Genomic DNA, 23,052 nt, shown 5'->3' with positions numbered 1-23,052 from the left:
GGAGCGGCTAGGCCGCGGTTCCATCCAACTTCACAGGTGTGCACTTGATTATGTATATAGTTGTCTTACAACGGTAGAATTTCACACTAGGCTCCTATCTGCTCGCAGCACCCGCAGACTTTCTGAAAGAAGCGATAGTCTTACTTATCCGTTTCCTAGATTATACAGGATTTTCTATTTTTTTGCAAATAGATTTTTAAAGAATTGGCCAATTGTTTGAATCAAAGTAGGCAATTTGACAACTTTCTCATTTCCGATATGTTGCCGTGCAATTTTGAGAATCTTTCCAGTGTCCTTGGAGGCAAAGAGAAACTTGCCCTTGTCTGTAAAGACTTCAAAATGACGACTGACATTTTTCCCAGAGACATTGGCACCGATCTGCTGGATGCTAGACCAAGGTAGCTGGATATAGTCTTCTACATTAGCATCAGCGTAGAATTCCAGCGCAACATCACCAACTAAAAACTTCCCAACCTTGCCACCTAAACCCAGATAGGAAACCCCTGTCGTTTGAAATTCAATCGATTTATTTTGCGATTGCGCCATAGAACATCTCCCTTTTAAATACTATAGCTATTATACCATAATAAAAAGAAGGCCGAAACCTTCTTTTTGATTACATCAAACCAGCAACGTGAGCTAGTACACCAACTACAAAGAGAGCGATGATGATAGTGATAGGGGATACTTTCTTCTTAAGCAACCACATACAAGCGAAAGTTAGAAGCAGCCCCATCAAACCAGGAATCAAGGAATCCAAGTTTTGTTGGAAAGTTGTAACTTTTTCAGGGGTTTGAGATAGTCCTTGACCTACTTGAGCAAAGGCTTCTTGGATACCCTTATAGCCACTAGACAATTTGTCCCAATGGATATATGCTTTATCATCTAGTTTAACAGATGAAACGTTAAAGACAAACTTAATTGATACCCAGCGCTCAACCAGAACAGCCAAGATAAACATACCTAGGATTGAAGCGCCTTTGGTAATGTCTTGGAGGATACCACCAGACATGTCTTTAGTGATTTCAGAACCAGCCTTGTAGCCCAATTCTTGTGTGTACCAGAGGAAAGTCATCCGGATAGCATTCCAAGCTACAAAGAAGATAAGTGGACCGATGATATTTCCTGTCAAAGCAAGAGATGCCCCAAGTGCACCAAGGATAGGACGAACTGTGAACCAGAAGACAGGGTCTCCGATACCAGCCAGAGGTCCCATCATACCGATTTTAACCCCTTGGATAGCCGCATCGTCAATTGCTGCACCATTTGCTTTTTCTTCTTCAAGTGCAAGTGTAACTCCGATGATTGGAGCTGCAACATACGGGTGAGTATTGAAGAATTCCAAGTGACGCTCAAGAGCAGCAGCTTGATCTTCTTTTTTAGTATAAAGTTTCTTAATGGCTGGAATCAGTGAATAAGCCCAGCCCAGGTTTTGCATACGTTCGTAGTTCCAAGAACCTTGCAAGAAAGTAGAACGCCACCAAACTTTTTGACGGTCAGCCTTTGAAAGAGTCAATTTTCCTGACTCATCAGGTTTTACAGTATTTAATTCTGTCATGATAGTGTGTCTCCTTTCTTAGTAGTCTTCTAGGATGTCGCCGATTGGATCGTTAGATGAAGCTGTTGCTCCGCCACCGCCATTTCCGCCTTTTTTAGACAGGGCAAGGTAGATGAGGGCAATAGCGACACCAATTGCACCAAGGGCAATCAGAGTGAGTTCGCTGACAGCAGCCAAAGCGAAACCAATAGCGAAGAATGGCCATACTTCACGAGTTGCCATCATGTTGATAACCATGGCATAACCAACGGCAACGACCATACCACCACCGATTTGCATACCTTCTGATAGCCAAGCTGGCATAGCTTCAAGAGCAGATTTAACAGACTCAGCAGGAATCATCAAAAGCAGTGCTGCAGGGATAGCAATACGTGCTCCTTGCATGAAGAGAGCGATGAAGTGAGCGCGTTCAACGCCTTTGAAGTCTCCTTTTTTCGCAGCAGCATCTGCACCGTGAACCAAACCGACTGACAAAGTACGGACAATCATAGTCAAGAAGAGACCAGCAACAGCAAGTGGAATAGCAACACCTTGTGCTACAGCGATTCCTTTGCTTGAGAAGTCTCCACCCAGTACCATGATGATGGCAGCGGCAACAGAAGCGAGGGCAGCATCAGGTGCTACAGCAGCTCCGATATTAGCCCAGCCAAGAGCGATCAGCTGGAGAGAGCCACCCAGCATAACACCGGCTGCCAAATTACCAGTTACCAGTCCAATCAAGGTACAAGCAACCAGCGGTTGGTGGAATTGGAATTGGTCCAAGATACCTTCAAGACCAGCTAGGAAGGCAACAAAGACTACTAAAACCATAGAAATAATAGACATGTTTTAAATCCTTTCATAATAATATGAGAGCGAAACGTTTCAGATTATTGAACGTTGGCTTTGTTAATTAAGTCAAACAAATCTTTCTTAGAGTCATTTGGTACTTTACGTACGTCGAATTCAACTCCGAGATCACGCAATTTTTCGTAAGTTGCCACATCGTCCTTGTCCATTGACAGAACGTTGTTGACCATTGTCTTACCAGTTGAGTGAGCCATTGAGCCGACGTTGAGAGTCTTGATTGGCACACCGCCTTCGATAGCGCGTAGGGCATCTTGTGGAGTTTCAAATAAGATGAGAGCGTGCGTATTACCGAAACGTGGATCTTTTGAAACAGCAATCAGCTTATCAATTGGAACAACGTTTGCTTTAACATTACCAGGTGCAGCTTGTTTGATGAGTTCTTTACGAAGTTCATCTTTAGCTACTGAGTCAGAAGCAACGATGATACGGTCTGCTTTTGAATCTGGAGTCCAAGCTGTTGCAACTTGTCCATGCAACAAACGAGTATCGATACGAGCAAGGTTGATTTTGAGCTTGCCGTCTCCGATAACAGTTCCTTCTGGGATAGCTGATTGAGCAACTGGTGCAGCAGCAGGAGCAGCGCTTTCTAGGACTGGATTCAGCTCTTCAGGCAGAGCTTTGACGCCTTCCTTAGCTTCCTTGATGATATTTGCAACGACAGCATCTACGCCAGCGTTTGCATCCATCATGCGCTCTGTGTAGGCTTGAATTAGCATAGGCAGGTTCAAACCTGTAATAATCGCGAACTTGCGGTCTGGATTTTCACCCATGACACGGCTAGCTTGGTTAAATGGTGACCCACTCCAAAGGTCAGCCAAGACCAATACCTCATCGTTCGCATCAAACGAAGCCACAGCGTCATTGAATTTTGCATACAGATCATCAGGACCTTCGTTTGGCATGAAAGTTACAACTTGAACTTTTTCTTGCTCACCAAAAATCATAGAACCTGACTGATGAATGCCGGCAGCAAATTCACCGTGGCTGGCAATAATGATTCCAATACTCATTATTGTTTTTCCTCCTTATAAAATGTTTGACTTAAGTTTAAGAAAACTTTAAGGCTAACTATTATTATAAAACGTTTTCATGAAAAATGCAAGTACTTGAGTCAAAGCAACAAGGATTTTCAAAGTTTATTTTTGTAGAGAAATCTTATTATATCAAGCTTCTCTCCCTGATAAATAATTAGATAAAGATTAGGTTTCTAAAGTAAATAGGTTAATATATGAAAGTTTTTGAAAATTTCTATGAAAACAGATAGTTATTCAATTTTATAACCTACATTATAGAAAAAACTTACTTTGAATTCCTATTTAAGGATTATTAAGTATTTTACAAATCATCTATTTTCTGCTATAATCTTTTACAGAGAGAATTCTCATTGTCTACTTTTTAGCGAGTTCGGGATAGTGTGAGCCGGATAGGGAAGCAGTGCAGATGGCGCTTTCGGTTATAATTTCAAAAGTAATGAAGTAATAAATTAGGGTGGAACCGCGTTTTGACGCCCCTAGGTTGAATAGCCTAGGACTGTCGGATGTGGTTCTTTTGCTTGTTCAAACAGAACAGAGGATGAGCCTAGCGCTAGAAATAAAAATAAGGGAGTAACAAATGTCTAAAAAATTGACTTTTCAAGAAATTATTTTGACTTTACAGCAGTTCTGGAATGACCAGGGCTGTATGCTTATGCAGGCTTATGATAATGAGAAGGGTGCGGGAACCATGAGTCCCTATACCTTCTTGCGGGCTATTGGGCCAGAGCCTTGGAATGCGGCCTATGTAGAGCCGTCTCGCCGGCCGGCAGATGGTCGTTATGGGGAAAATCCTAACCGTCTTTATCAACACCACCAATTTCAAGTGGTTATGAAGCCTTCTCCAAGCAATATCCAAGAACTTTACTTGCAGTCTTTGGAGCTTTTGGGGATTAATCCGCTGGAGCACGATATCCGCTTTGTCGAGGATAACTGGGAAAATCCTTCAACTGGCTCGGCTGGTCTGGGCTGGGAAGTTTGGCTGGATGGTATGGAAATCACTCAGTTCACATACTTCCAGCAGGTCGGAGGGCTACCAACTCAGCCTGTGACTGCTGAGGTGACTTATGGTCTGGAGCGTCTGGCTTCTTATATCCAAGAAGTGGACTCAGTCTACGACATTGAGTGGGCTGATGGAGTTAAGTACGGCGAAATTTTCACGCATCCTGAGTATGAACATTCCAAGTACAGCTTTGAGGTCAGCGACCAAGACTTGCTCTTGGGGAATTTTGAGAAGTTTGAAGCGGAAGCTAAGCGCTGTCTGGACGAGCATCTGGTGCACCCAGCCTATGACTATGTTCTCAAATGCTCGCATACTTTTAACCTCTTGGATGCGCGTGGTGCTGTATCTGTGACAGAGCGGGCTGGTTATATCGCTCGTATTCGTAATCTGGCTCGTGTTGTGGCTAAGACCTTTGTTGCTGAGCGCAAGCGTCTAGGCTACCCACTTTTGGATGCAGAGACTCGCGAGAAACTCTTGGCAGAGGAGGGAGAATAATCATGGTAAAAAATTTATTAGTTGAATTAGGCTTGGAGGAAATGCCAGCCTATGTCGTGACACCGAGCATGAAGCAGCTGCGCGATAAGATGGGAGCCTTCCTGACAGACCATCGTCTGACCTTTGAGAAAATTGAAATGTTCTCAACGCCTCGTCGTTTGGCGGTGCGCGTGGCTGGCTTGGCGGACAAGCAGTCTGATTTGACCGAAGATTTCAAAGGCCCTTCTAAGAAAATTGCTCTGGATGCTGATGGGAACTTTACAAGGGCTGCCGAAGGCTTTGTCCGTGGCAAGGGCTTGACGGTTGAGGACATTACTTTCCGCGAAATCAAGGGGGAAGAATATGTCTATGTGACCAAGGAAGAAATCGGCCGCCCAGTAGAGGAAATCATCCCAGCAGTGACGGAAGTTCTGCAATCCCTAACCTTCCCTGTTAGCATGCACTGGGCCAACAACACCTTTGAATACATCCGCCCGGTCCACACCTTAACTGTACTCTTAGATGAGCAGGCCTTTGACTTGGATTTCTTGGACATCAAGAGCGGTCGTACTAGCCGTGGACACCGTTTCTTGGGGAAAGAAACGCAGATTTCTTCAGCGGATTCCTATGAAGATGACCTGCGTGCTCAGTTTGTCATTGCCAGTCCTCTTGAGCGGGAAGATATGATTGTCGAGCAGATTCGAGCACTTGAAGAGGAGCACGGGGTTTCTATCGAGATTGACGAAGACCTGCTCAATGAAGTCTTGAATCTGGTAGAATATCCAACTGCTTTCCTAGGTAATTTTGATGCTAAATATTTAGAGGTGCCTGAGGAAGTCTTGGTAACTTCCATGAAAGAGCACCAGCGTTACTTTGTTGTGCGCGATGCTGAAGGCAAACTTTTGCCGCACTTCATCTCTGTTCGCAACGGAAATGCAGAGCATCTGGAAAATGTCATCAAGGGAAATGAGAAAGTCTTGGTGGCTCGTCTGGAAGATGGGGAATTCTTCTGGCGGGAAGACCAAAAGCTGGCTATTGCTGACTTGGTTGAAAAGCTGAGCAATGTGACCTTCCACGAAAAGATTGGCTCTCTAGCAGAGCACATGGAGCGGACTGGCAAGATTGCGGCTCTCTTGGCGCAAGAAGCAGGATTGGATGCTGATGAGACAGCCGACTTGGCTCGTGCAGCGGCAATTTATAAGTTTGATTTGCTGACTGGCATGGTTGGCGAGTTTGATGAGCTGCAAGGGATCATGGGCGAGAAGTATGCTCTGCTGGCTGGTGAGAATGCTGCGGTGGCAGCTGCCATTCGGGAGCACTATATGCCGACTTCAGCCGATGGAGAATTGCCTGACACCAAGGTCGGAGCGGTCTTGGCTCTGGCTGATAAGCTGGATACGATTCTGTCCTTCTTCTCAGTTGGCTTGATTCCAAGCGGTTCCAATGACCCTTATGCCCTGCGCCGTGCGACTCAAGGTGTTGTACGTATCTTGGACAAGTTTGGCTGGAACATTGACTTGGCTCAGCTTCTTGGTCGACTTTGCGAACTCAAGTTTGATAGCCTAAGTTATGACAATCAAGAGGCTGTGCTGGACTTCTTCCGTGCCCGTGTTGAGAAGATGATGGATCGCAGTATTCCGAAAGATATCGTGACAGCTGTTCTTCAAAGCACTCACTTCGTTGTACGCGATTTGGTAGAAACAGCTGCGCTTCTAGCAGAAAAAGCTCAGGAAGATAACTTCAAGTCAGCAGTGGAAAGCCTGTCTCGGGTCTTCAATCTAGCTGAGAAAGCCCAAGGGCAGACAGCTGTCAATCCAGCACTCTTTGAAAATCAAGAGGAAAAAGACTTGGCTGCGGCAATTGAAGCAGTGGAGCTGACAGCTGACTTAGCTGCCAATCTGGACCAACTCTTTGCCCTCAGTCCAGTTATTGACTCTTTCTTTGACCACACCATGGTCATGGCAGAAGATGAGGCTGTACGCAATAACCGCCTAGCTCTTCTGGCTTCTTTGACGGCCAAAGCTGGACAACTTGCGCAGTTTAATCAGATTAATACCAAATAAAAGGTAAGAGGGGGAGAATCATGGATCCTAAAAAAATTGAACGTATCAACGAACTGGCTAAAAAGAAAAAAACGGAAGGCTTAACGACTGAGGAAAAAGTGGAACAAGCCAAGCTTCGTGAAGAGTATATCGAAGGCTACCGTCGGTCTGTTCGCCATCATATTGAAGGCATCAAGATTGTCGACGAGGAAGGCAATGATGTGACACCTGAAAAATTGCGTCAAGTTCAACGCGAGAAAGGTCTTCATGGCCGCAGTCTGGATGACCCAAATTCATAAAAACAAGAAAAAAAGAGAGTGGGACAGAAATCGGTAATTCGTTAGAATTCGATTTCGTCGTCCCACCTCCGCACAGTTGAGTAGGGCTGTAAAAGCTGATGAAATCAGCGTAGTAGAGCCCACTCAACCCCTGCGTCTTTCTCGACAATCCAAAGACAATTGAGAGTCTAGGACTTTTGTCCCAGACTCTTTTTTTGAATTTATAACTTCGCTTGAGGCTAAGAATATTTATGAATTTTATATCGAGGGATACAGCATTTATAAAGGAAAATCAAGAAATAATGCCTAGCAAGCGAGTAGGCAAAATTAGTTTTTATCCTTCTATATAATCTCTTAATGCTTGACCACTTAGGCCGACATTGAGAGCAATCAGTAGCTTGATGCGAGCCTTGGGTGCATTGAGCTCTTTGACAAACATGATTCCAGCTTGGTGCAGCTTGACACCGCCACCTTCATAGGCGTAGACAGGCTCAGCAATGCCGTTGAAACAGCGAGAAACCAGAGCGATGGGGAGACCAGCTTTTGCCATCTCTGTTAATTTTTCCGCAGTTTCTTTCGGAAGATTGCCAGCACCAAAGGCTTCGATGATGAGACCGTCTAGCTTTTGCAAATCCAGCATATCTAGCAGTTCTGTTTTCATACCGGCATAGGCCGGTATGATGGGGACCAGGCCTGAAATGCTAGTCAGGTCAAAGCGGACGCGAGGTTCTGCTGTTTTGAAATAGAGAATTTCCTGCTTCATGACCAGACCTAGAGGGCCGTGCGTCGGAGTTTGAAAGGTGCTGACGTTGGTGGTGTGGGTTTTAGTGACATATTTGGCAGCATGCACTTCATCATTCATGACGACGAGAACGCCCTTGCCTCGACTCTTCTCGTCACTGGCCACCCGCAAAGCAGTCAGGTAATTATAAACTCCGTCACTGCCGAGTTCATTTGAACTTCTCATAGCTCCGGTCAAAACGACAGGGATGTCAGGCAGGTCCATGGTATCAAGGAAGTAGGCCGTTTCCTCTAGAGTATCAGTTCCGTGGGTAATGACCACACCATCGTAGTGCTCAGCGTCAGCCTTGATTTTTTTGTAGAGTTCTAGCATATGATAGGGAGTGATGTGAGGACTGGGAACGTTGAAGAAATCAATCACCGTCACTTCAATACCATCTAAGGGAACAGCCACATGGTTCATGGGATTGTCTTGGCTGCTATTGACGGCACCGCTTCTGTCAGCCTGCATGGAAATGGTTCCACCAGTATGTAAAACTAAAATCTGCTTATTCATAGATGTGCTTCTCCGTGAATTGTGTTATAATTTATTGTATCATAAAAGGAAAGAATGAGAAAATCAATGGAAATAAAAGCCGTCTTTTTTGATATAGATGGAACCTTGATTAATGACAGTCGAACCGTCTTGAAATCGACAGAGGCCGCCATTAAGAGTTTGCAAGAACAAGGGATTTTGGTCGGTTTAGCGACAGGCCGTGGCCCCTTCTTTGTCAAGCCTTTTATGGACAAGCTGGATTTAGACTTTGCTGTCACTTACAATGGTCAGTATATTTTTTCAAAAGACAGGGTTATTTCTGCCACACCGATTGATAAGCAGAGCCTGCGTGATTTGATTGCCTACGCTAAGAAGCACCGGAAAGAAATTTCCTTGGGAACAGAGGATGCCATGGAAGGTTCAAAAATTATGACCTTTGGTATGAGTTCCTTTTCCCAGTGGGCTACCCAGTTTATCCCTAGGAGCATGACTCGGACGGTGAGTCACGGTTTTAACAAGATTGTGAGCAAGGCCTTGCCTCAGCATGAAGAAGACCTGCTGAAATTGATTCAAGAGCCCATTTATCAAGTGCTGATTTTGGCAGATCCGGCTGAGAGTGCAAAAATTGAAGCGGATTTCCCGCATTTAAAATTTACTCGTTCGAGTCCCTATGCGACGGACATTATCAATCAAGGGATGTCCAAGCTGGAGGGGATTCGTCTAGTCGGTCAAGAATACGGCTTTGATATCCATCAGGTCATGGCCTTCGGAGATTCAGACAATGACTTGGAAATGCTGTCGGGAGTTGGCTTGTCTATTGCCATGGGAAATGGCACCAGCTCTGTCAAGGAAGTAGCCAAGCATACGACTAGCAGCAATAGTCAGGATGGGATTCATCGGGCACTAGAACATTTCGGTATTTTGGCCAGCGAGAAAGTCTTTGTGTCTCGCGATCACCACTTTAATAAGGTCAAGACCTTCCATGGTGTCATGGATGAGTCTACGCAGGAAGAACCCATCGCTTGGACACCAGAGGAAGCTCGGCACCGTGCTGACTTCAAGTTGGAAGAGTTGGTTGAATTTCTCAGAGCTGCCAGCTCTTCAGAGGAAGAATTTGATCAGTCGATGGTTAGAATGCACGAAGCTTTAGATAAGGCTGCTGCCAAGGTTCGTAGCAAGAGCAAGGCAGAAATCTCCTTAGTTGGTCAAGTTGATGCTCTGATCGATACGCTCTACTTTACTTACGGTAGCTTTGTCTTGATGGGAGTTGATCCTGAGCGAATTTTTGATATTGTCCATCAGGCCAATATGGGGAAGATTTTCCCAGATGGAAAAGCGCATTTTGATCCCGTGACTCATAAAATCCTCAAACCAGATGACTGGGAAGAAAAATATGCGCCAGAACCAGCGATCGAACGGGAGTTGGAGCGACAGATTCAGGCCTATCAGCGCAATGTGGAAAAGACGCAAAAAGAAACAAAAGACGAAGAGTAGCGACTCTTCATCAGCAGAATTTCTATTTTACGATACTCAATCTAATTATTTTACGGAGGTACCTCATGTTATCAAGAGTTGAAAAATTTGAAGCAGCCTTGGCTCAGACAGAATGCGATGCTGTTTTAGTAACCAATCTGAAGAATATTTACTATCTGACTGGTTTCAGCGGGACAGAGGCGACAGTTTTTATTAGCAAGTCGCGTCGGATTTTCCTGACGGATTCTCGTTATACCCTGATTGCTAAGGGCGTGGTTGAGGGCTTTGATATTGTTGAAACGCGGGATGCGGTTGGAGAAATTGCTAAAATCATTGCGGACGACAAGTTGGCGAAAATCGGTTTTGACGATGAAATTTCCTATGCTTACTTCAAGATGCTGGAAAGTGTGTTTGCTGGTCATGAGCTGGTGCCGATGACAGCCTTTATCGAAAATTTGCGCATGATCAAGGATGGGCAAGAAATCGCGACCATTCGCAAGGCCTGTCAGATTTCTGATCAAGCCTTCCTAGACGTGCTGGACTTTATCAAGCCTGGTCAGACGACAGAGCTGGCTGTTATGAACTTTTTAGATGCCCGTATGCGCCAGTTAGGTGCTTCAGGTGCTTCCTTTGACTTTATCATCGCTTCTGGCTACCGCTCTGCTATGCCTCACGGCGTGGCCAGTGACAAGGTCATCCAAAATGGTGAAACCCTGACCATGGACTTTGGTTGCTACTACAATCACTATGTCAGCGATATGACGCGGACTGTTCATGTGGGGCAGGTGACGGATGAAGAGCGAGAAATTTATGATATTGTCCTGCGCAGCAATCAAGCCCTGATAGAAGCGGCTAAGGCTGGACTCAGCTGTATTGATTTTGACCGGATTCCTCGTCAAATTATCAACGATGCAGGCTACGGCCCTTACTTCAGCCACGGGATTGGTCACGGGATTGGGCTGGATATCCATGAGATTCCTTACTTTGGCAAGTCAGAAGAGCCGATTGAGGCTGGCATGGTCTTGACCGATGAGCCGGGCATCTATCTGGATGGCAAATACGGCGTTCGGATCGAAGATGACCTTCTGATCACAGAGACTGGTTGTGAGGTCTTGACCCTTGCTCCAAAAGAATTGATTGTGATTTGAGAATTATCAAGCTTTATGGTAGAATAAAGAGTAAATTATTTATTAAAGAGGTAAAAAACAAATGATTGAAGCAAGTAAGCTGAAAGCTGGAATGACTTTTGAAACTGCTGATGGTAAACTGATCCGCGTCTTGGAAGCAAGTCACCACAAACCAGGTAAGGGAAATACTATCATGCGTATGAAATTGCGTGATGTTCGTACTGGTTCTACATTTGAGACTAGTTACCGTCCAGAAGAAAAATTTGAACAAGCTATCATCGAAACAGTACCAGCACAATACTTGTACCAAATGGATGGCACTGCTTATTTCATGAATACTGAGACTTATGACCAATACGAAATCCCAGTAGTCAACGTAGAGGAAGAATTGAAATACATCCTTGAAAACTCAGATGTGAAAATCCAATTCTACGGATCAGAAGTGATCGGTGTGACAGTACCTACAACTGTTGAATTGGTGGTAACAGAAACACAACCATCTATCAAAGGTGCTACTGTAACAGGTTCTGGTAAACCAGCAACTCTTGAAACAGGTCTTGTTGTCAACGTACCAGACTTCATCGAAGTTGGACAAAAATTGGTCATCAATACTGCAGAAGGAACTTACGTTTCTCGTGCGTAATTTCAATCTTTCATATAGAAAGGAATTCTTATGGCAAACGAACAATTAGGCGAAATCGTTATTGCGCCACGAGTCTTGGAAAAAATTATTGCCATTGCTACGGCTAAGGTAGAGGGCGTTCATTCTTTTGCAAATAAAAGCATGTCAGATAGCCTTTCTATGCGTACGCTTGGACGCGGTGTTGCGCTGCATACGGATGAAAGTGGCGACATATCAGTTGATATCTACCTCTATCTGGAGTACGGTATTAGTGTGCCAACAGTTGCAGTTGCAATCCAAAAAGCAGTCAAGAGTGCTGTAAGCGATATGGCTGAAGTGGAGCTGTCTGCTGTCAATATCCATGTGGCAGGCATTGTTCCAGAAAAATCACCAAAACCAGATTTGAAAGATCTATTTGATGAGGATTTCCTCAATGACTGATGTTTTGTTAGAATCTAGAAGAGAGCTACGTCAGCGGGCTTTTCAGGCTTTGATGAGTCTGGAGTATGAGGGTGATGCCATTGAGGCTTGCCGCTTTGCCTATACCTATGATAAGGACGAAGAAGAGACGGATGCTGAGGTCAATATCCCAGCATTTCTACTCAATTTGGTCACAGGAGTGCTCCAGTCCAAGGAAGAGTTAGATAAGAAAATCGCCCAGCACTTGAAAGCAGGCTGGACAGTTGAGCGTCTAACTTTGGTGGAAAAGAATATCCTGCGATTAGGCATCTTTGAAATGACAGAGTTCGATACTCCCGAGCGAGTAGCGGTCAATGAAGCCATTGAACTTTCCAAGCAATTTTCTGATGAAAAATCAAGTAAGTTTATCAATGGGATTTTGAGTCAATTTATAACAGAAGAAAAAGACTGAGACGACTGTCTCAGCTTTTTTGGTTTTTGATAGTTGCAGTCGCTGACAAATCATAAGAAAGTTTCTGTAGGTCTATGGCTGGACTAGTCTAGCTTGCTATAGGTTAATGGCAACCTAGACCTCGGTTGCTCACTTTTCCTATAGATTCGTGGTAACCTAGGCCTCGGTTGGTCACTTTTCCTATAGATTCATGGCAATCTAGGTCTCGGATGTTCACTTCTCCTATAAAATCATGGTAAATTAGGCCTCGCCTGCTCACTTTTCCTATAGATTCATGGGAATCTAGGCCTTGGCTGCTTACTTTTCCTATAGATTCATGGCAAGCTAGACCTCGAATGTGCTTTTCATCTCTATTTATAGGATGAATCGCTTTCGTTTCTTACGATTTTTACTAGGTTTTTTAGAGATGAGGAATGGTCTAGTCAGTCTAAGTAAGAAAAGAAAGATATAAGAGAAAATCGCCTGAAGAGCAATTCTTCAGAAGAGAGTTTTTGAGGGGGATCTTTGGATTGAATACGGCTACGTGGGGAAATTTAAATTGCTAGTAAACTTGATAATGTTGAAAAAGTTCCTGTCTGTTTTTATATGCTATTTCTACATATAAACTTTATGGATTAAATAATAATTGCTATAATAGGAAACAGGAAGTATCTAATAGATTGTATTGTTAAAAGCTTTAAGGTACTTGAAAAATTCCAAGAAGAGGAAGAGCTTAGAGCAGGTAAATATATGGATTATTTGCAGATTACAAGAGGACAAGTATGGCGATTATTTTGATTTCAGTTATTATTGCATTTCTATATCATAAAATCGCAGAACATTTCAAGAATAGTTATATGGATTGTATTTTATTTCTATCATTGATTTTGTCTCATTTTATATGGGATTACCATTTCTTACCAATTGATATAGTAATAGCCCTCAGTGGAGTACATTTACTATCAAATTTCTTTGAAAAGGTTAGAAGTAAACAATAAAACTGATTTAGAGAGAGTCACTATAAAATGAAAGGTAAAAAGTTAGGTATTAAAAATGAAACATTTTTTTGCAGGTCTTGGTGCAATAAACTTTGCTAGTTATCTAATTGCTATAGGTGTAGGATTGGCACCTCTCTTTCACATTTTTATAATTCGTTCGGAAGTAAGTTTTGGGAAAATAGTATTGTCTATAATAGCTATATTTTTAATCATTGTTTTAACAATTGCTCGAATTTATAGAAGATTTTTCTATATAGATTAGTTCGATTTTCTTTAAAGTTTGGGAAAATCTTATCTTTCTAAAAAAACGGACAGTGCTATTGAAATGCAGGTGATAGCCTAAGGAAAGCGCTAGTGATTCTAACACCAAAAGGCAATCAGGGATTGAACGACATTAAAAAGACTTTAAAAGAAGAGTCTGGGACAAAAGTCCTAGCCTCTCAATTGTCTTTGGATTGTCGAGCAAGACGCAGTGGTTGAGTAGGCTCTACTACGCTGATCTCATCAGCTTTTACAGCCCTACTCAACTGTGCGGAGGCGGGACGACGAAATCGAATTCTAACGAATGACCGATTTCTGTCCCACTCTTTTTTTGATGAGTCTAAAGAAATATTTCGTTTCATTATCTTAAACAACAAAGAGAGAGCCAGTGGATTTCCTATAAAAGGAATCTGAAATCATACATAAAGCTTTGGAATAAAAAAATGGTCTATGAAAACCTTTACATTTCGATAGAGAATCTGTATAATAAATACAGAAAACGTTTGCATACGTATTTTCTATAGGAAAAAATAAAGGAGTTTTTTTATTTATGAAAAGAAACTATCATCTACAGTCTCGGACCAGTGAAAAGCGTCATTATTTTGGGATTCGTCGCTTAAAAGTCGGAGTAGCATCTGTCGTGATTGCATCTGGCTTTCTCTTTGGAGGTGCCCAGTTAGCCAAAGCAGATGAGACAAAGGCTACGACTAGCCCAGCAACGGAAGCAGTATCAGCTGCTAATTCAGAAGCTTTGCCTAAGCCAGAGGTTGAAGCCAAAACTGAGGAAGTGGATAGTTCAGCGCAAAAAGAAAGCAAACAAAAAGTCAATATTGAGAAAAGCGCCCAGCCTGAAGCAGTAGTAAATCAAGCTGCTCAGCCGACAGAGGGTGCAGAATCTAGTGCGACCCCAGAAGCAGCTGGTAAAGAAGCAAAGGAAACAGTTGTATCTGACGAGAAAGAAAAGCCAGCGTCAACTAGTCAGTCGGAGACATCGACCAAGGATGCTATCGCAGATGGCCATATGCGTTTCCATTTCAAAAATCTGCCATCCGAAAATCTGGATAGCTTAGGCTTATGGACTTGGGATGATGTTGAAACGCCTTCTGGTCAAAAGGGAGGTTGGCCGACTGGTGCGACTAGTTTTGCGACAGCTAAAAAAGATGATTATGGCTATTACCTTGATGTCAAGATGGCAGAGAAAAGAAGCAAGGTTAGTCTCTTAATCAACAATACGGCAGGTCAAAACATTACAGGTGATAAGACAGTTGAGCTGCTGAGCCCTCAGATGAATGAAGTTTGGTTTGACAAAGACTATAATCCTCATACCTCCGAGCCTTTGAAAGAAGGAATGCTTCGCATCAATTATTATCGTACAGATGGTCAGTATGATAAGAAATCCCTCTGGCTCTGGGGAGATGTGCAACGTCCAGGTCAAAATTGGCCTGATGGCGTGGACTTTGAAAAGACTGGGAAATACGGTCGCTACGTAGATGTTCCTTTGAAAGAGGCTGCAAAGATGATTGGTTTCCTGCTTTTAGATGAAAGTAAGTCAGGAGATGATGTGAAGATTCAAAAACAGGATTATAATTTCGCAAATTTGGGTAAAACTAGCCAGATTTTCTTGCGTGATGCGGATCCAACGGTTTATACCAACCCATACTTTGTCAATGATATCCGCATGACAGGAGCCCAGCATGTTAGCCTGACAGAAATTGAGGCGACTTTCTCTACCTTAGAAAATGCTAAAAAAGAAGATATTCTGAAAAACCTAAAAATTACCAACAAAGATGGTGGAGAAGTCACTGTTAAAGATGTGGTTCTGGACTCTAAGAATAAAAGCGCAAAATTAATCGGTGATTTTAATCAAGCTCAGTCACCTTACCTTATCAAATATGGCAATGACCAATTCAAAACCAGCATGAACTGGCAGTTGAAGGACAGCCTTTACAAGTATGATGGTGATTTGGGCGCGCGTGTTTCTCAAGCGGGCAAACAAGTGGATCTGACCTTCTGGTCACCAAGTGCGGACCAAGTCGATTTGGTGGTCTATGACAAAAAAGATCAGAACAAGGTTCTTGGGCGCATAGCTATGCAGAAGGAGGAGTCTGGCACATGGACTAGTAGCTTGACGCCTGAGAGCGGGCTAGGTCTTTCTGACTATCGTGGATATTTCTATCATTATGAAATTAGCCGTGGTGGTAAAAAAGTTCTTGTGCTAGACCCATATGCCAAGTCTTTAGCAGCTTGGAACAATGAAGATGCGGACAAGGGGGATGCCTACAAGATTGCCAAGGCAGCCTTTGTAGATCCAAGTGAATATGGACCGAAAGATCTGACCTATGCTACTATTCCGAACTTCAAGAAGCGGGAAGATGCCTTGATTTATGAGGCACATGTCCGTGATTTCACTTCAGATCCAGCTATTTCAAAGGATTTGAAATCTCAATTTGGAACCTTCTCAGCTTTCATTGAGAAATTGGATTATTTGAAAGAACTAGGAGTGACTCATGTTCAGCTCTTGCCAGTTCTGAGTTATTACTTTGTAAATGAGCTGAAAAATGCTGAGCGCATGGACAAGTATGCTTCCAGCAACAGCAACTATAACTGGGGCTATGACCCGCAAAACTACTTCTCGCTGACAGGTATGTATTCGAGCACACCGACAGACCCAGCTAAGCGCATTGAGGAATTCAAAAATCTTGTCAATGAAATTCATAAGCGTGGCATGGGCGTTATCATGGATGTGGTCTATAATCACACAGCCAAGACCTCTATCTTTGAGGACTTGGAGCCCAACTACTACCACTTTATGGACGCGGATGGTACACCGAGAACCAGCTTTGGTGGCGGCCGCTTGGGGACTACTCACTATATGAGCAGACGGGTCTTGGTGGATTCGATCAAGTATCTGACAGAGCAGTACAAGGTAGATGGTTTCCGCTTTGATATGATGGGAGACCATGATGCAGAGTCCATTCAAAAAGCTTTTGAAGAAGCTAAAAAGCTCAATCCAAATCTCATTATGCTGGGTGAGGGCTGGAAGACTTATGCAGGTGATGAAAATAAAGCAGTCCAGCCTGCTGACCAAACTTGGATGAAGTCAACAGACACGGTGGCGGTCTTCTCAGATGATATTCGCAACACCTTGAAATCAGGTTATCCAAATGAGGGAACACCAGCCTTTATCACTGGTGGTAAACGAAATGTAGAAGATGTTTTCAAGAATATCAAGGCACAGCCAACCAATTTTGAGGCAGATAGCCCAGGGGATGTGATCCAATACATTGCAGCCCATGATAATCTGACCCTCTTTGATATCATTGCCCAGTCAATCAAGAAAGATCCAGCAGTCGCTGCCAATAATCAAGAGATCCATCGCCGTCTGCGCCTGGGAAATCTGATGATGCTGACTTCGCAAGGAACACCATTTATCCACTCTGGACAAGAATACGGCCGAACCAAGCAATTCCGCGATCCTGCCTATAAATATCCTGTTTCCGAAGACAAGGTCCCAAACAAAGCGCATTTGTTGACCAATGAGGACGGCACGCCGTTTGAATATCCGTATTTCATTCATGATTCTTATGATTCGAGCGACGCGGTCAATCATTTTGATTGGACCAAGGCGACTGATTCGGAGAAATTCCCAGAAAATGCCAAGAGCCGTGCCTATATGAAGGGCTTGATTAGTCTGCGGAAATCAACGGACGCCTTCACTCGCAGTTCCAAAGATGAAGTAGATCAAAATGTGACTCTCATTACCCAGCCTGGCAAGGATGGCGTTGAGAAAGAGGATCTTGTTCTCGGCTACCAAGTGGTTGCTTCAAATGGCGATATTTATGCAGTCTTTGTCAATGCAGACAAAAAGGAGCGAAACTTCAACTTTGGTGAAACCTACAAACATCTAGCAGGTGCAGAGGTTGTGGCTGATGGCAATAGCGCAGGAATTACAGCTATTTCGAATCCAGCTGGTGTCACCAGAAACAGCAATGGCTTGACCCTAGCTCCGCTGACAGCGACAATTTTGCGGATTAAAAAGGCGAGTCCAGCTCAAGAAGAAAAGCCTCAAGATACAAGTAAAGACACCCAGCAAAAACCGTCTCAAGGCAGCGTTAAGGAGCTTCAAAAAGAACAAAACCCTAGTCCTAGCTTGTCCAATAAGCTTGTTCAAGTTCCATCTACATCTCTATCGTCAGAGAGTCAAAAGCCACTTGCTGCAGAGCCACAGCAGGACAAAGTAAGTCCTAGTGTGACAGCTTCGACAGAAAAAGTCTTGCCGAAAACGGGCACAGAAACTTCCCTGCTGGCGATTTTAGGTGGTTCTCTTGCCTTCTTGGCTGGCTTGTTCACTTTTAGAAAGAAGCAATAAAGTGAGAGTGGGACAGAAATCGGTAATTCGTTAGAATTCGATTTCGTCGTCCCACCTCCGCACAGTTGAGTAGGGCTGTAAAAGCTGATGAAATCAGCCTAGTAGAGCCCACTCAACCACTGCGTCTTGCTCGACAATCCAAAGACAATTGAGGAGTTTGGGACAAAAGTCCGACCTCAAATATAAAAAGCGAACAAAACTAGTTTTCTGGTAATCAGAATTCTGTTTTGTTCGCTTTTCGCATTTAATTATAGATTTTAAGGGCTTAATAATTAAGACTTTTAAAAATTGAAATCTTTTTGTCCCAAACTCCATTTTCTTATTTAGTAGGGATTGAATGAAAATTACACACTCTTGCCTGGCAAGAGGTTCACCGGCAGGAAGTAGCCCGTTGTTGTGACTTCTTGCTTGTCAATTTTTTGTAGCAGTAAATCGACCAGAAGTTTGGCAATCTCTTTCAGCGGTTGCTTAATGGTTGCCAGCTGAGGGTAGTAGTTCTCCACAAAGTAGGTGCCGTCGTAGCCGATGATTTTTAAATCTTCAGGAATCTGGATGTCTAGCTCCTGAGCGACTTTCATGACTAGAATAGCTGTCAAATCATCTGAAGCGAAGATAGCATCTGGCTTCTTGTGGGTCAAAATGTGTTTGATTTCCATTTCCTTTCGGACTGGAGAAAAGTCGCTGGACACATTGATGATAGGAGCGTCCGGCAGGACAGAGGCGAAACCAGCATGGCGCAGGCCGGTCGGCGAGTTGGAGTTGTCATTGCCGGTGATCATGATGATGTTTTGAGCGCCAGCCTTGACCAAGGTCTGAGCAGCCAGCACTCCACCACCATAGTTGTCTGAGGAGACAACTGGAATATCTGGTGAAAGGTTACGGTCAAAGGAAATGATAGGAGCAGTCACGCGATTGTAGTCTTCGATGCCTAGATTGTGGCTACCGGAAATAATGCCGTCCACCTGATTAGCCTCCAGCATCTCAAGGTATTCACGCTCCTTGTCAGAGTCGTGCTCGCTATTGCAGATAATGGTTTTATAGCCTTGTTTAAAGAGCTCGTGCTCTAGCTTGCCAATCAATTCTGCATAAAAGACATTGCTGATATTGGGGAAGATGAGCCCGATTAGCTTGGCTGATTTTCCTTGGAGGCTACGTGCCAGATTGTTAGGTTTGTAGGCCAATTCTCGCATGGCCGCCTCAACCTTCGAAATCGTTTTGTCAGACAAGTAGCCTTTTCTGTTGATGACGCGGGAAACAGTTGTGGGGCTGACTCCTGCTAGTTTTGCTACATCAGTTAGCTTTGCGACCATAATCTAATTCATAGTAAGTACCGGTTGGATTGCCATTAGTAATAGCAATACCTGTTTGGTCTTCTCTCGGGAAGACACGACCGGAAAATACTTTCTCTCCTTTATTGATGAAAATTTCAAAAATTGATTTATCGATGAAGATAGTAGCACTTGTGGCTTCTTTGCTAATATTACAGCTTCGGATAGTTCCAAAGTCCAGTGCAAATGGCTCACCCGCCTGACTACGATCAACTGTCACTTGCCCAGCCTTGAGGTCAAAATTGATGCGTAGGCCTTTGCCATCCTTGTCTGCAAAGAGGACGATTTCATGCTCAGTGTCTGCAGCAAGATTCAGCTCTAGTTCATAGCTGTTCTTGCTTTCTGCCAAAGCAGCGAAAGGCTGAGCCTCTGCTCGTAAATTCTTGATGGCTGGGACTGGGTATTGGTAGAGCTTGCCGTCTTTCAGGGTCAATTCCTTGACGAGTGAGAAGGTTCCTTGATGGTCGAAGCGGTCAGAAGGGTATTCCACATCAGGCAAGCCTAGCCAGCTGACAGCGAGTGCACGGCCGTCAGGTGCGTTAAAGGCTTGGGTCGCGTAGCAGTCGAAACCGTAGTCCAGATTTTGGATAGGGCTAGGATCAATCATAGCAGCTTTGTTTGTGTCAAACGATTGACCTATTTTATACATATTTGGATAAATATTGTCATAATCCAGCACCTCCTTGGACAAGCCTTGAGGGCAGTAGAGCAGGACTGGCCGGTCATTGATAAAGACAAGGTTTGGACACTCCATCATGTAGGCTGTCTTGTCATTGGCAAAGTCCAAATCACCGACGGCTTCCCAGTTGGTATAGTCGTTATCAACAGCCTTGTAAAGCTTGACATAGCCTTGCTTGTCTAGATTTTGCCCACCGACAATAGCATAGGATTGCCCTTTGTAGTTGAAAATCTGTGGATCGCGGAAGTGGTCAGTAGCCTCAGTAGGTTGTTCAATCAAAACCTTGTCAATTTTTTCGAGCTTGCCTGATTTGTCTAACAAGGCACCGATTTGATAAGGGTGACGCACCCAGTTCTCATCACGGACATTGCCAGTGTAGAAGAGAAAGAGCTTGTCATCAAACTGCATGGCAGAGCCAGAGTAGGCGCCGTGGCTGTCCAGAGCAGTATCTGGCAGCACTCGAAGGCCAGTTTCGGTGAAGTGGACTAGGTCATCGCTTTCCATCTGAACCCAGCATTTGAGACCGTGTGCTGCCCCGAAAGGAAAGTTTTGATAAAACACCACCCACTTGCCGTCAAAGTAAGAAAAGCCATTGGGGTCATTGAGCAGACCTGTCTGAGGCTCCACATGGTAGTTAGCCCGCCAAGGAGATTTAGCGATGTTTTCTTTGATCTGCTGTACCTCTTCCTGAGTCCAGTCTTCATAGCGTTTGTAGCGTTTTTCAGTCGTCCAAGCCAATCTTTTGTCCTCCAAATCATATTATTTCTTATTACTATAGTAAACGTTTTCTGCTGAAAAATCAACATTTAACAGTAAAAAAATATTTTTTCTGTAAAACGCTTGACATATTTCTGAATCATGGTAAAATAATATTCGTAAAGGTGATAAAATCGCTTTCAAAAAGTTTTACAATATTTTTATAAGGAGATTTTTGCAAATGACTAATACTGAAATTGCAAAAAAGGTCATCGAAGCCTTGGGTGGACGTGAGAACGTTAACAGTGTAGCCCACTGTGCGACTCGTCTGCGCGTCATGGTTAAAGATGAAGGTAAAATCGACAAAAATACTGTCGAGAACCTAGAAAAAGTTCAGGGAGCTTTCTTTAACTCAGGCCAATACCAAATCATCTTTGGTACAGGTACGGTTAATAAGATTTATGACGAAGTTGTAGCCTTAGGTTTGCCGACTTCATCAAAAGATGACATGAAAGCAGAAGCTGCTAAGCAAGGGAATTGGTTCCAACGCGCCATCCGTACATTCGGTGACGTATTTGTACCAATCATCCCAGTTATCGTAGCAACTGGTCTCTTCATGGGTGTTCGTGGGCTGTTAACTGCCCTTGGTATGACACTTCCAGATGATGTAACGACCTATACTCAAATCTTAACAGATACAGCCTTCATTATCCTACCAGGTTTGGTGGTTTGGTCAACCTTCCGTGTATTCGGTGGAAATCCAGCCGTTGGTATCGTTCTTGGTATGATGCTTGTTTCAGGCTCACTTCCAAATGCTTGGGCTGTTGCTTCTGGTGGTGAAGTGACTGCAATGAAATTCTTCGGCTTCATCCCAGTCGTTGGTTTGCAAGGTTCTGTTCTTCCAGCCTTCATTATCGGGGTTGTCGGAGCTAAGTTTGAAAAAGCTGTCCGTAAGGTTGTTCCAGATGTCTTGGATCTTTTGGTCACACCATTTGTAACCCTTTTGGTGATGTCAATTCTTGGACTTTTCGTGATTGGACCAGTATTCCACGTTGTTGAAAACTACATCCTTATTGGTACAAAAGCTATTCTTGGTTTGCCATTCGGTCTAGGTGGTTTGCTGATCGGTGGAGTTCACCAATTGATTGTCGTATCAGGTGTACACCATATCTTCAACTTGCTTGAAGTGCAATTGCTTGCAGCTGACCATGCTAACCCATTCAACGCAATCATCACAGCTGCTATGACAGCTCAAGGTGCTGCAACCGTTGCTGTTGGTGTCAAAACTAAAAATCCTAAACTTAAAACTCTTGCCTTCCCAGCTGCTCTTTCTGCCTTCCTTGGTATTACAGAGCCTGCTATCTTCGGGGTTAACTTGCGTTACCGCAAACCATTCTTCCTTTCATTGATCGCTGGTGCTGTCGGTGGTGGCTTGGCTTCTATCCTTGGCCTTGCTGGTACTGGTAATGGTATCACCATCATCCCAGGTACAATGCTTTACATTGGTAATGGACAACTCTTCCAATATCTCTTCATGGTAGCTGTATCATTTGCTCTTGGTTTTGCCCTTACTTACATGTTTGGTTACGAAGATGAAGCTGAAGTTGCTACGAATGCTACTACAGAGCGTCTGGTCAAAGAAGAAACAACTGGTAATGTTCCAGCGGCTCTCCAAGATGAAACAATCATTTCTCCAATCGTTGGTAGTGCAGTTGCTTTAGCTGATGTTAATGATCCAGTCTTTGCAAGTGGTGCAATGGGTCAAGGGATTGCGATTAAACCAACTGAAGGTGTTGTTTATGCCCCAGCCGATGCAGAAGTGACAATTGCTTTTGCGACAGGCCATGCTTATGGTTTGAAGACAGCTAATGGTGCTGAAATCCTGATCCACGTTGGTATTGACACAGTGTCTATGAATGGCGAAGGATTTGATCAAAAAGTTTCTCAAGGTTCTAAAGTCAAAGCTGGCGATATTATTGGAACTTTTGATTCAGCTAAAATCGCAGCAGCTGGTCTGGATGACACGACTATGGTTATCGTGACTAACACAGCTGACTACGCTTCTGTGACTCCAGTAACAGAAGGAACGGTTGCTAAAGGCGATGCGATTATTGAAGTGAAAGCTTAATCTTAGCTAG

General features: G+C 43.8%; 19 protein-coding genes. 12 read left to right on the top strand and 7 right to left on the bottom strand.

From position 1 onward, the window contains the following. Positions 1-174 precede the first annotated feature (174 nt). From D8792_RS00640 to D8792_RS00625, 4 genes are all read right to left on the bottom strand, one after another. Complete coding sequence (locus D8792_RS00640; protein WP_005591777.1) at positions 175-546, bottom strand: DUF956 family protein; 372 nt, start codon at positions 544-546, stop codon at positions 175-177. 70 nt (positions 547-616) lie between these two features. Continuing rightward, positions 617-1,558, bottom strand: a complete 942-nt coding sequence (locus tag D8792_RS00635; RefSeq protein ID WP_125372482.1) for a PTS system mannose/fructose/sorbose family transporter subunit IID — start codon at positions 1,556-1,558, stop codon at positions 617-619. Positions 1,559-1,576: 18 nt separating this feature from the next. Continuing rightward, a complete protein-coding gene (locus tag D8792_RS00630) occupies positions 1,577-2,383 on the bottom strand; it encodes a PTS mannose/fructose/sorbose transporter subunit IIC (protein ID WP_002908912.1) in 807 nt (268 codons plus the stop codon). A 44-nt stretch (positions 2,384-2,427) separates the two neighbouring features. Then, complete coding sequence (locus tag D8792_RS00625) at positions 2,428-3,417, bottom strand: PTS sugar transporter subunit IIB (RefSeq protein ID WP_125372481.1); 990 nt, start codon at positions 3,415-3,417, stop codon at positions 2,428-2,430. Between the two features lie 601 nt (positions 3,418-4,018). Here D8792_RS00625 and glyQ point away from each other — a divergent pair. Genes glyQ through D8792_RS00610 form a run of 3 tightly spaced genes read left to right on the top strand, consistent with a single transcriptional unit; the run spans position 4,019 to position 7,256 of the window. Continuing rightward, positions 4,019-4,936 carry a glycine--tRNA ligase subunit alpha gene (gene glyQ / locus D8792_RS00620; protein ID WP_002893545.1) on the top strand — a complete coding sequence of 306 codons (918 nt, stop codon included), beginning with the start codon at positions 4,019-4,021 and terminating at the stop codon, positions 4,934-4,936. 2 nt (positions 4,937-4,938) lie between these two features. Continuing rightward, positions 4,939-6,978 carry a glycine--tRNA ligase subunit beta gene (glyS, locus tag D8792_RS00615; RefSeq protein WP_125372480.1) on the top strand — a complete coding sequence of 680 codons (2,040 nt, stop codon included), beginning with the start codon at positions 4,939-4,941 and terminating at the stop codon, positions 6,976-6,978. Between the two features lie 20 nt (positions 6,979-6,998). Then, on the top strand, positions 6,999-7,256 hold the full coding sequence (locus tag D8792_RS00610; RefSeq protein ID WP_125372479.1) for a DUF896 family protein: 258 nt from the start codon (positions 6,999-7,001) through the stop codon (positions 7,254-7,256). Positions 7,257-7,569: 313 nt separating this feature from the next. On the opposite strand, the gene D8792_RS00600 is transcribed toward D8792_RS00610, so the two are convergent. After that, positions 7,570-8,532 (bottom strand): asparaginase, encoded by a 963-nt coding sequence (locus tag D8792_RS00600; protein ID WP_125372478.1) that lies wholly within the window; start codon positions 8,530-8,532, stop codon positions 7,570-7,572. A gap of 66 nt (positions 8,533-8,598) precedes the next feature. On the opposite strand from D8792_RS00600, the gene D8792_RS00595 reads away from it, so the two are divergent. The 8 genes from D8792_RS00595 to D8792_RS00555 all read left to right on the top strand — a co-directional run bounded on the left by D8792_RS00595 (position 8,599) and on the right by D8792_RS00555 (position 18,211). Further along, complete coding sequence (locus D8792_RS00595) at positions 8,599-10,005, top strand: Cof-type HAD-IIB family hydrolase (RefSeq protein WP_125372658.1); 1,407 nt, start codon at positions 8,599-8,601, stop codon at positions 10,003-10,005. A gap of 65 nt (positions 10,006-10,070) precedes the next feature. Then, entirely contained in the window at positions 10,071-11,132 is a 1,062-nt protein-coding gene (locus D8792_RS00590; protein WP_125372477.1) for a M24 family metallopeptidase, read from the top strand. A gap of 61 nt (positions 11,133-11,193) precedes the next feature. Next, positions 11,194-11,754, top strand: coding sequence for an elongation factor P (efp, locus tag D8792_RS00585; RefSeq protein ID WP_005591786.1), 561 nt, complete (start codon positions 11,194-11,196; stop codon positions 11,752-11,754). Positions 11,755-11,784: 30 nt separating this feature from the next. Then, positions 11,785-12,174: an Asp23/Gls24 family envelope stress response protein gene (locus D8792_RS00580; RefSeq protein WP_005591787.1), complete on the top strand. Its 390-nt coding sequence runs from the start codon at positions 11,785-11,787 to the stop codon at positions 12,172-12,174. Beyond that, positions 12,167-12,604 carry a transcription antitermination factor NusB gene (gene nusB / locus D8792_RS00575; RefSeq protein WP_005591788.1) on the top strand — a complete coding sequence of 146 codons (438 nt, stop codon included), beginning with the start codon at positions 12,167-12,169 and terminating at the stop codon, positions 12,602-12,604. The genes D8792_RS00580 and nusB overlap by 8 nt, the downstream gene beginning before the upstream one ends. Positions 12,605-13,365: 761 nt before the next feature. Continuing rightward, positions 13,366-13,581: a hypothetical protein gene (locus tag D8792_RS11615; RefSeq protein ID WP_125372476.1), complete on the top strand. Its 216-nt coding sequence runs from the start codon at positions 13,366-13,368 to the stop codon at positions 13,579-13,581. 55 nt (positions 13,582-13,636) lie between these two features. Continuing rightward, the gene (locus D8792_RS00565) at positions 13,637-13,843 is read left to right on the top strand and encodes a hypothetical protein (RefSeq protein ID WP_125372475.1); all 207 of its coding nucleotides are present in this window, start codon (positions 13,637-13,639) and stop codon (positions 13,841-13,843) included. Positions 13,844-14,392: 549 nt separating this feature from the next. Then, a complete protein-coding gene (locus D8792_RS00555; protein ID WP_125372474.1) occupies positions 14,393-18,211 on the top strand; it encodes a pullulanase in 3,819 nt (1,272 codons plus the stop codon). A gap of 344 nt (positions 18,212-18,555) precedes the next feature. On the opposite strand, the gene D8792_RS00545 is transcribed toward D8792_RS00555, so the two are convergent. After that, positions 18,556-19,521 carry a LacI family DNA-binding transcriptional regulator gene (locus D8792_RS00545; protein WP_125372473.1) on the bottom strand — a complete coding sequence of 322 codons (966 nt, stop codon included), beginning with the start codon at positions 19,519-19,521 and terminating at the stop codon, positions 18,556-18,558. Beyond that, positions 19,502-20,956, bottom strand: coding sequence for a sucrose-6-phosphate hydrolase (locus D8792_RS00540; RefSeq protein WP_125372472.1), 1,455 nt, complete (start codon positions 20,954-20,956; stop codon positions 19,502-19,504). The genes D8792_RS00545 and D8792_RS00540 overlap by 20 nt, the downstream gene beginning before the upstream one ends. A gap of 199 nt (positions 20,957-21,155) precedes the next feature. Here D8792_RS00540 and D8792_RS00530 point away from each other — a divergent pair, with 199 nt between their 5' ends. After that, positions 21,156-23,042 (top strand): sucrose-specific PTS transporter subunit IIBC, encoded by a 1,887-nt coding sequence (locus D8792_RS00530; protein WP_125372471.1) that lies wholly within the window; start codon positions 21,156-21,158, stop codon positions 23,040-23,042. Positions 23,043-23,052: the final 10 nt, after the last annotated feature.

This window comes from Streptococcus cristatus (assembly GCF_003943505.1).
Taxonomy (GTDB): Bacteria; Bacillota; Bacilli; order Lactobacillales; family Streptococcaceae; genus Streptococcus; species Streptococcus cristatus_E.
The sequence above is the reverse complement of the archived record's forward strand: the minus strand, read 5'-3'. Positions and strand labels throughout refer to the sequence as shown.

What these genes read in the sequence shown, in the direction of transcription:
- D8792_RS00640 (WP_005591777.1), bottom strand. Translation starts at nt 546, where the DNA reads ATGGCGCAATCGCAAAATAAATCGATTGAATTTCAAACGACAGGGGTT.
- D8792_RS00635 (WP_125372482.1), bottom strand. Translation starts at nt 1,558, where the DNA reads ATGACAGAATTAAATACTGTAAAACCTGATGAGTCAGGAAAATTGACT.
- D8792_RS00630 (WP_002908912.1), bottom strand. Translation starts at nt 2,383, where the DNA reads ATGTCTATTATTTCTATGGTTTTAGTAGTCTTTGTTGCCTTCCTAGCT.
- D8792_RS00625 (WP_125372481.1), bottom strand. Translation starts at nt 3,417, where the DNA reads ATGAGTATTGGAATCATTATTGCCAGCCACGGTGAATTTGCTGCCGGC.
- glyQ (WP_002893545.1), top strand. Translation starts at nt 4,019, where the DNA reads ATGTCTAAAAAATTGACTTTTCAAGAAATTATTTTGACTTTACAGCAG.
- glyS (WP_125372480.1), top strand. Translation starts at nt 4,939, where the DNA reads ATGGTAAAAAATTTATTAGTTGAATTAGGCTTGGAGGAAATGCCAGCC.
- D8792_RS00610 (WP_125372479.1), top strand. Translation starts at nt 6,999, where the DNA reads ATGGATCCTAAAAAAATTGAACGTATCAACGAACTGGCTAAAAAGAAA.
- D8792_RS00600 (WP_125372478.1), bottom strand. Translation starts at nt 8,532, where the DNA reads ATGAATAAGCAGATTTTAGTTTTACATACTGGTGGAACCATTTCCATG.
- D8792_RS00595 (WP_125372658.1), top strand. Translation starts at nt 8,599, where the DNA reads ATGGAAATAAAAGCCGTCTTTTTTGATATAGATGGAACCTTGATTAAT.
- D8792_RS00590 (WP_125372477.1), top strand. Translation starts at nt 10,071, where the DNA reads ATGTTATCAAGAGTTGAAAAATTTGAAGCAGCCTTGGCTCAGACAGAA.
- efp (WP_005591786.1), top strand. Translation starts at nt 11,194, where the DNA reads ATGATTGAAGCAAGTAAGCTGAAAGCTGGAATGACTTTTGAAACTGCT.
- D8792_RS00580 (WP_005591787.1), top strand. Translation starts at nt 11,785, where the DNA reads ATGGCAAACGAACAATTAGGCGAAATCGTTATTGCGCCACGAGTCTTG.
- nusB (WP_005591788.1), top strand. Translation starts at nt 12,167, where the DNA reads ATGACTGATGTTTTGTTAGAATCTAGAAGAGAGCTACGTCAGCGGGCT.
- D8792_RS11615 (WP_125372476.1), top strand. Translation starts at nt 13,366, where the DNA reads ATGGCGATTATTTTGATTTCAGTTATTATTGCATTTCTATATCATAAA.
- D8792_RS00565 (WP_125372475.1), top strand. Translation starts at nt 13,637, where the DNA reads ATGAAACATTTTTTTGCAGGTCTTGGTGCAATAAACTTTGCTAGTTAT.
- D8792_RS00555 (WP_125372474.1), top strand. Translation starts at nt 14,393, where the DNA reads ATGAAAAGAAACTATCATCTACAGTCTCGGACCAGTGAAAAGCGTCAT.
- D8792_RS00545 (WP_125372473.1), bottom strand. Translation starts at nt 19,521, where the DNA reads ATGGTCGCAAAGCTAACTGATGTAGCAAAACTAGCAGGAGTCAGCCCC.
- D8792_RS00530 (WP_125372471.1), top strand. Translation starts at nt 21,156, where the DNA reads ATGACTAATACTGAAATTGCAAAAAAGGTCATCGAAGCCTTGGGTGGA.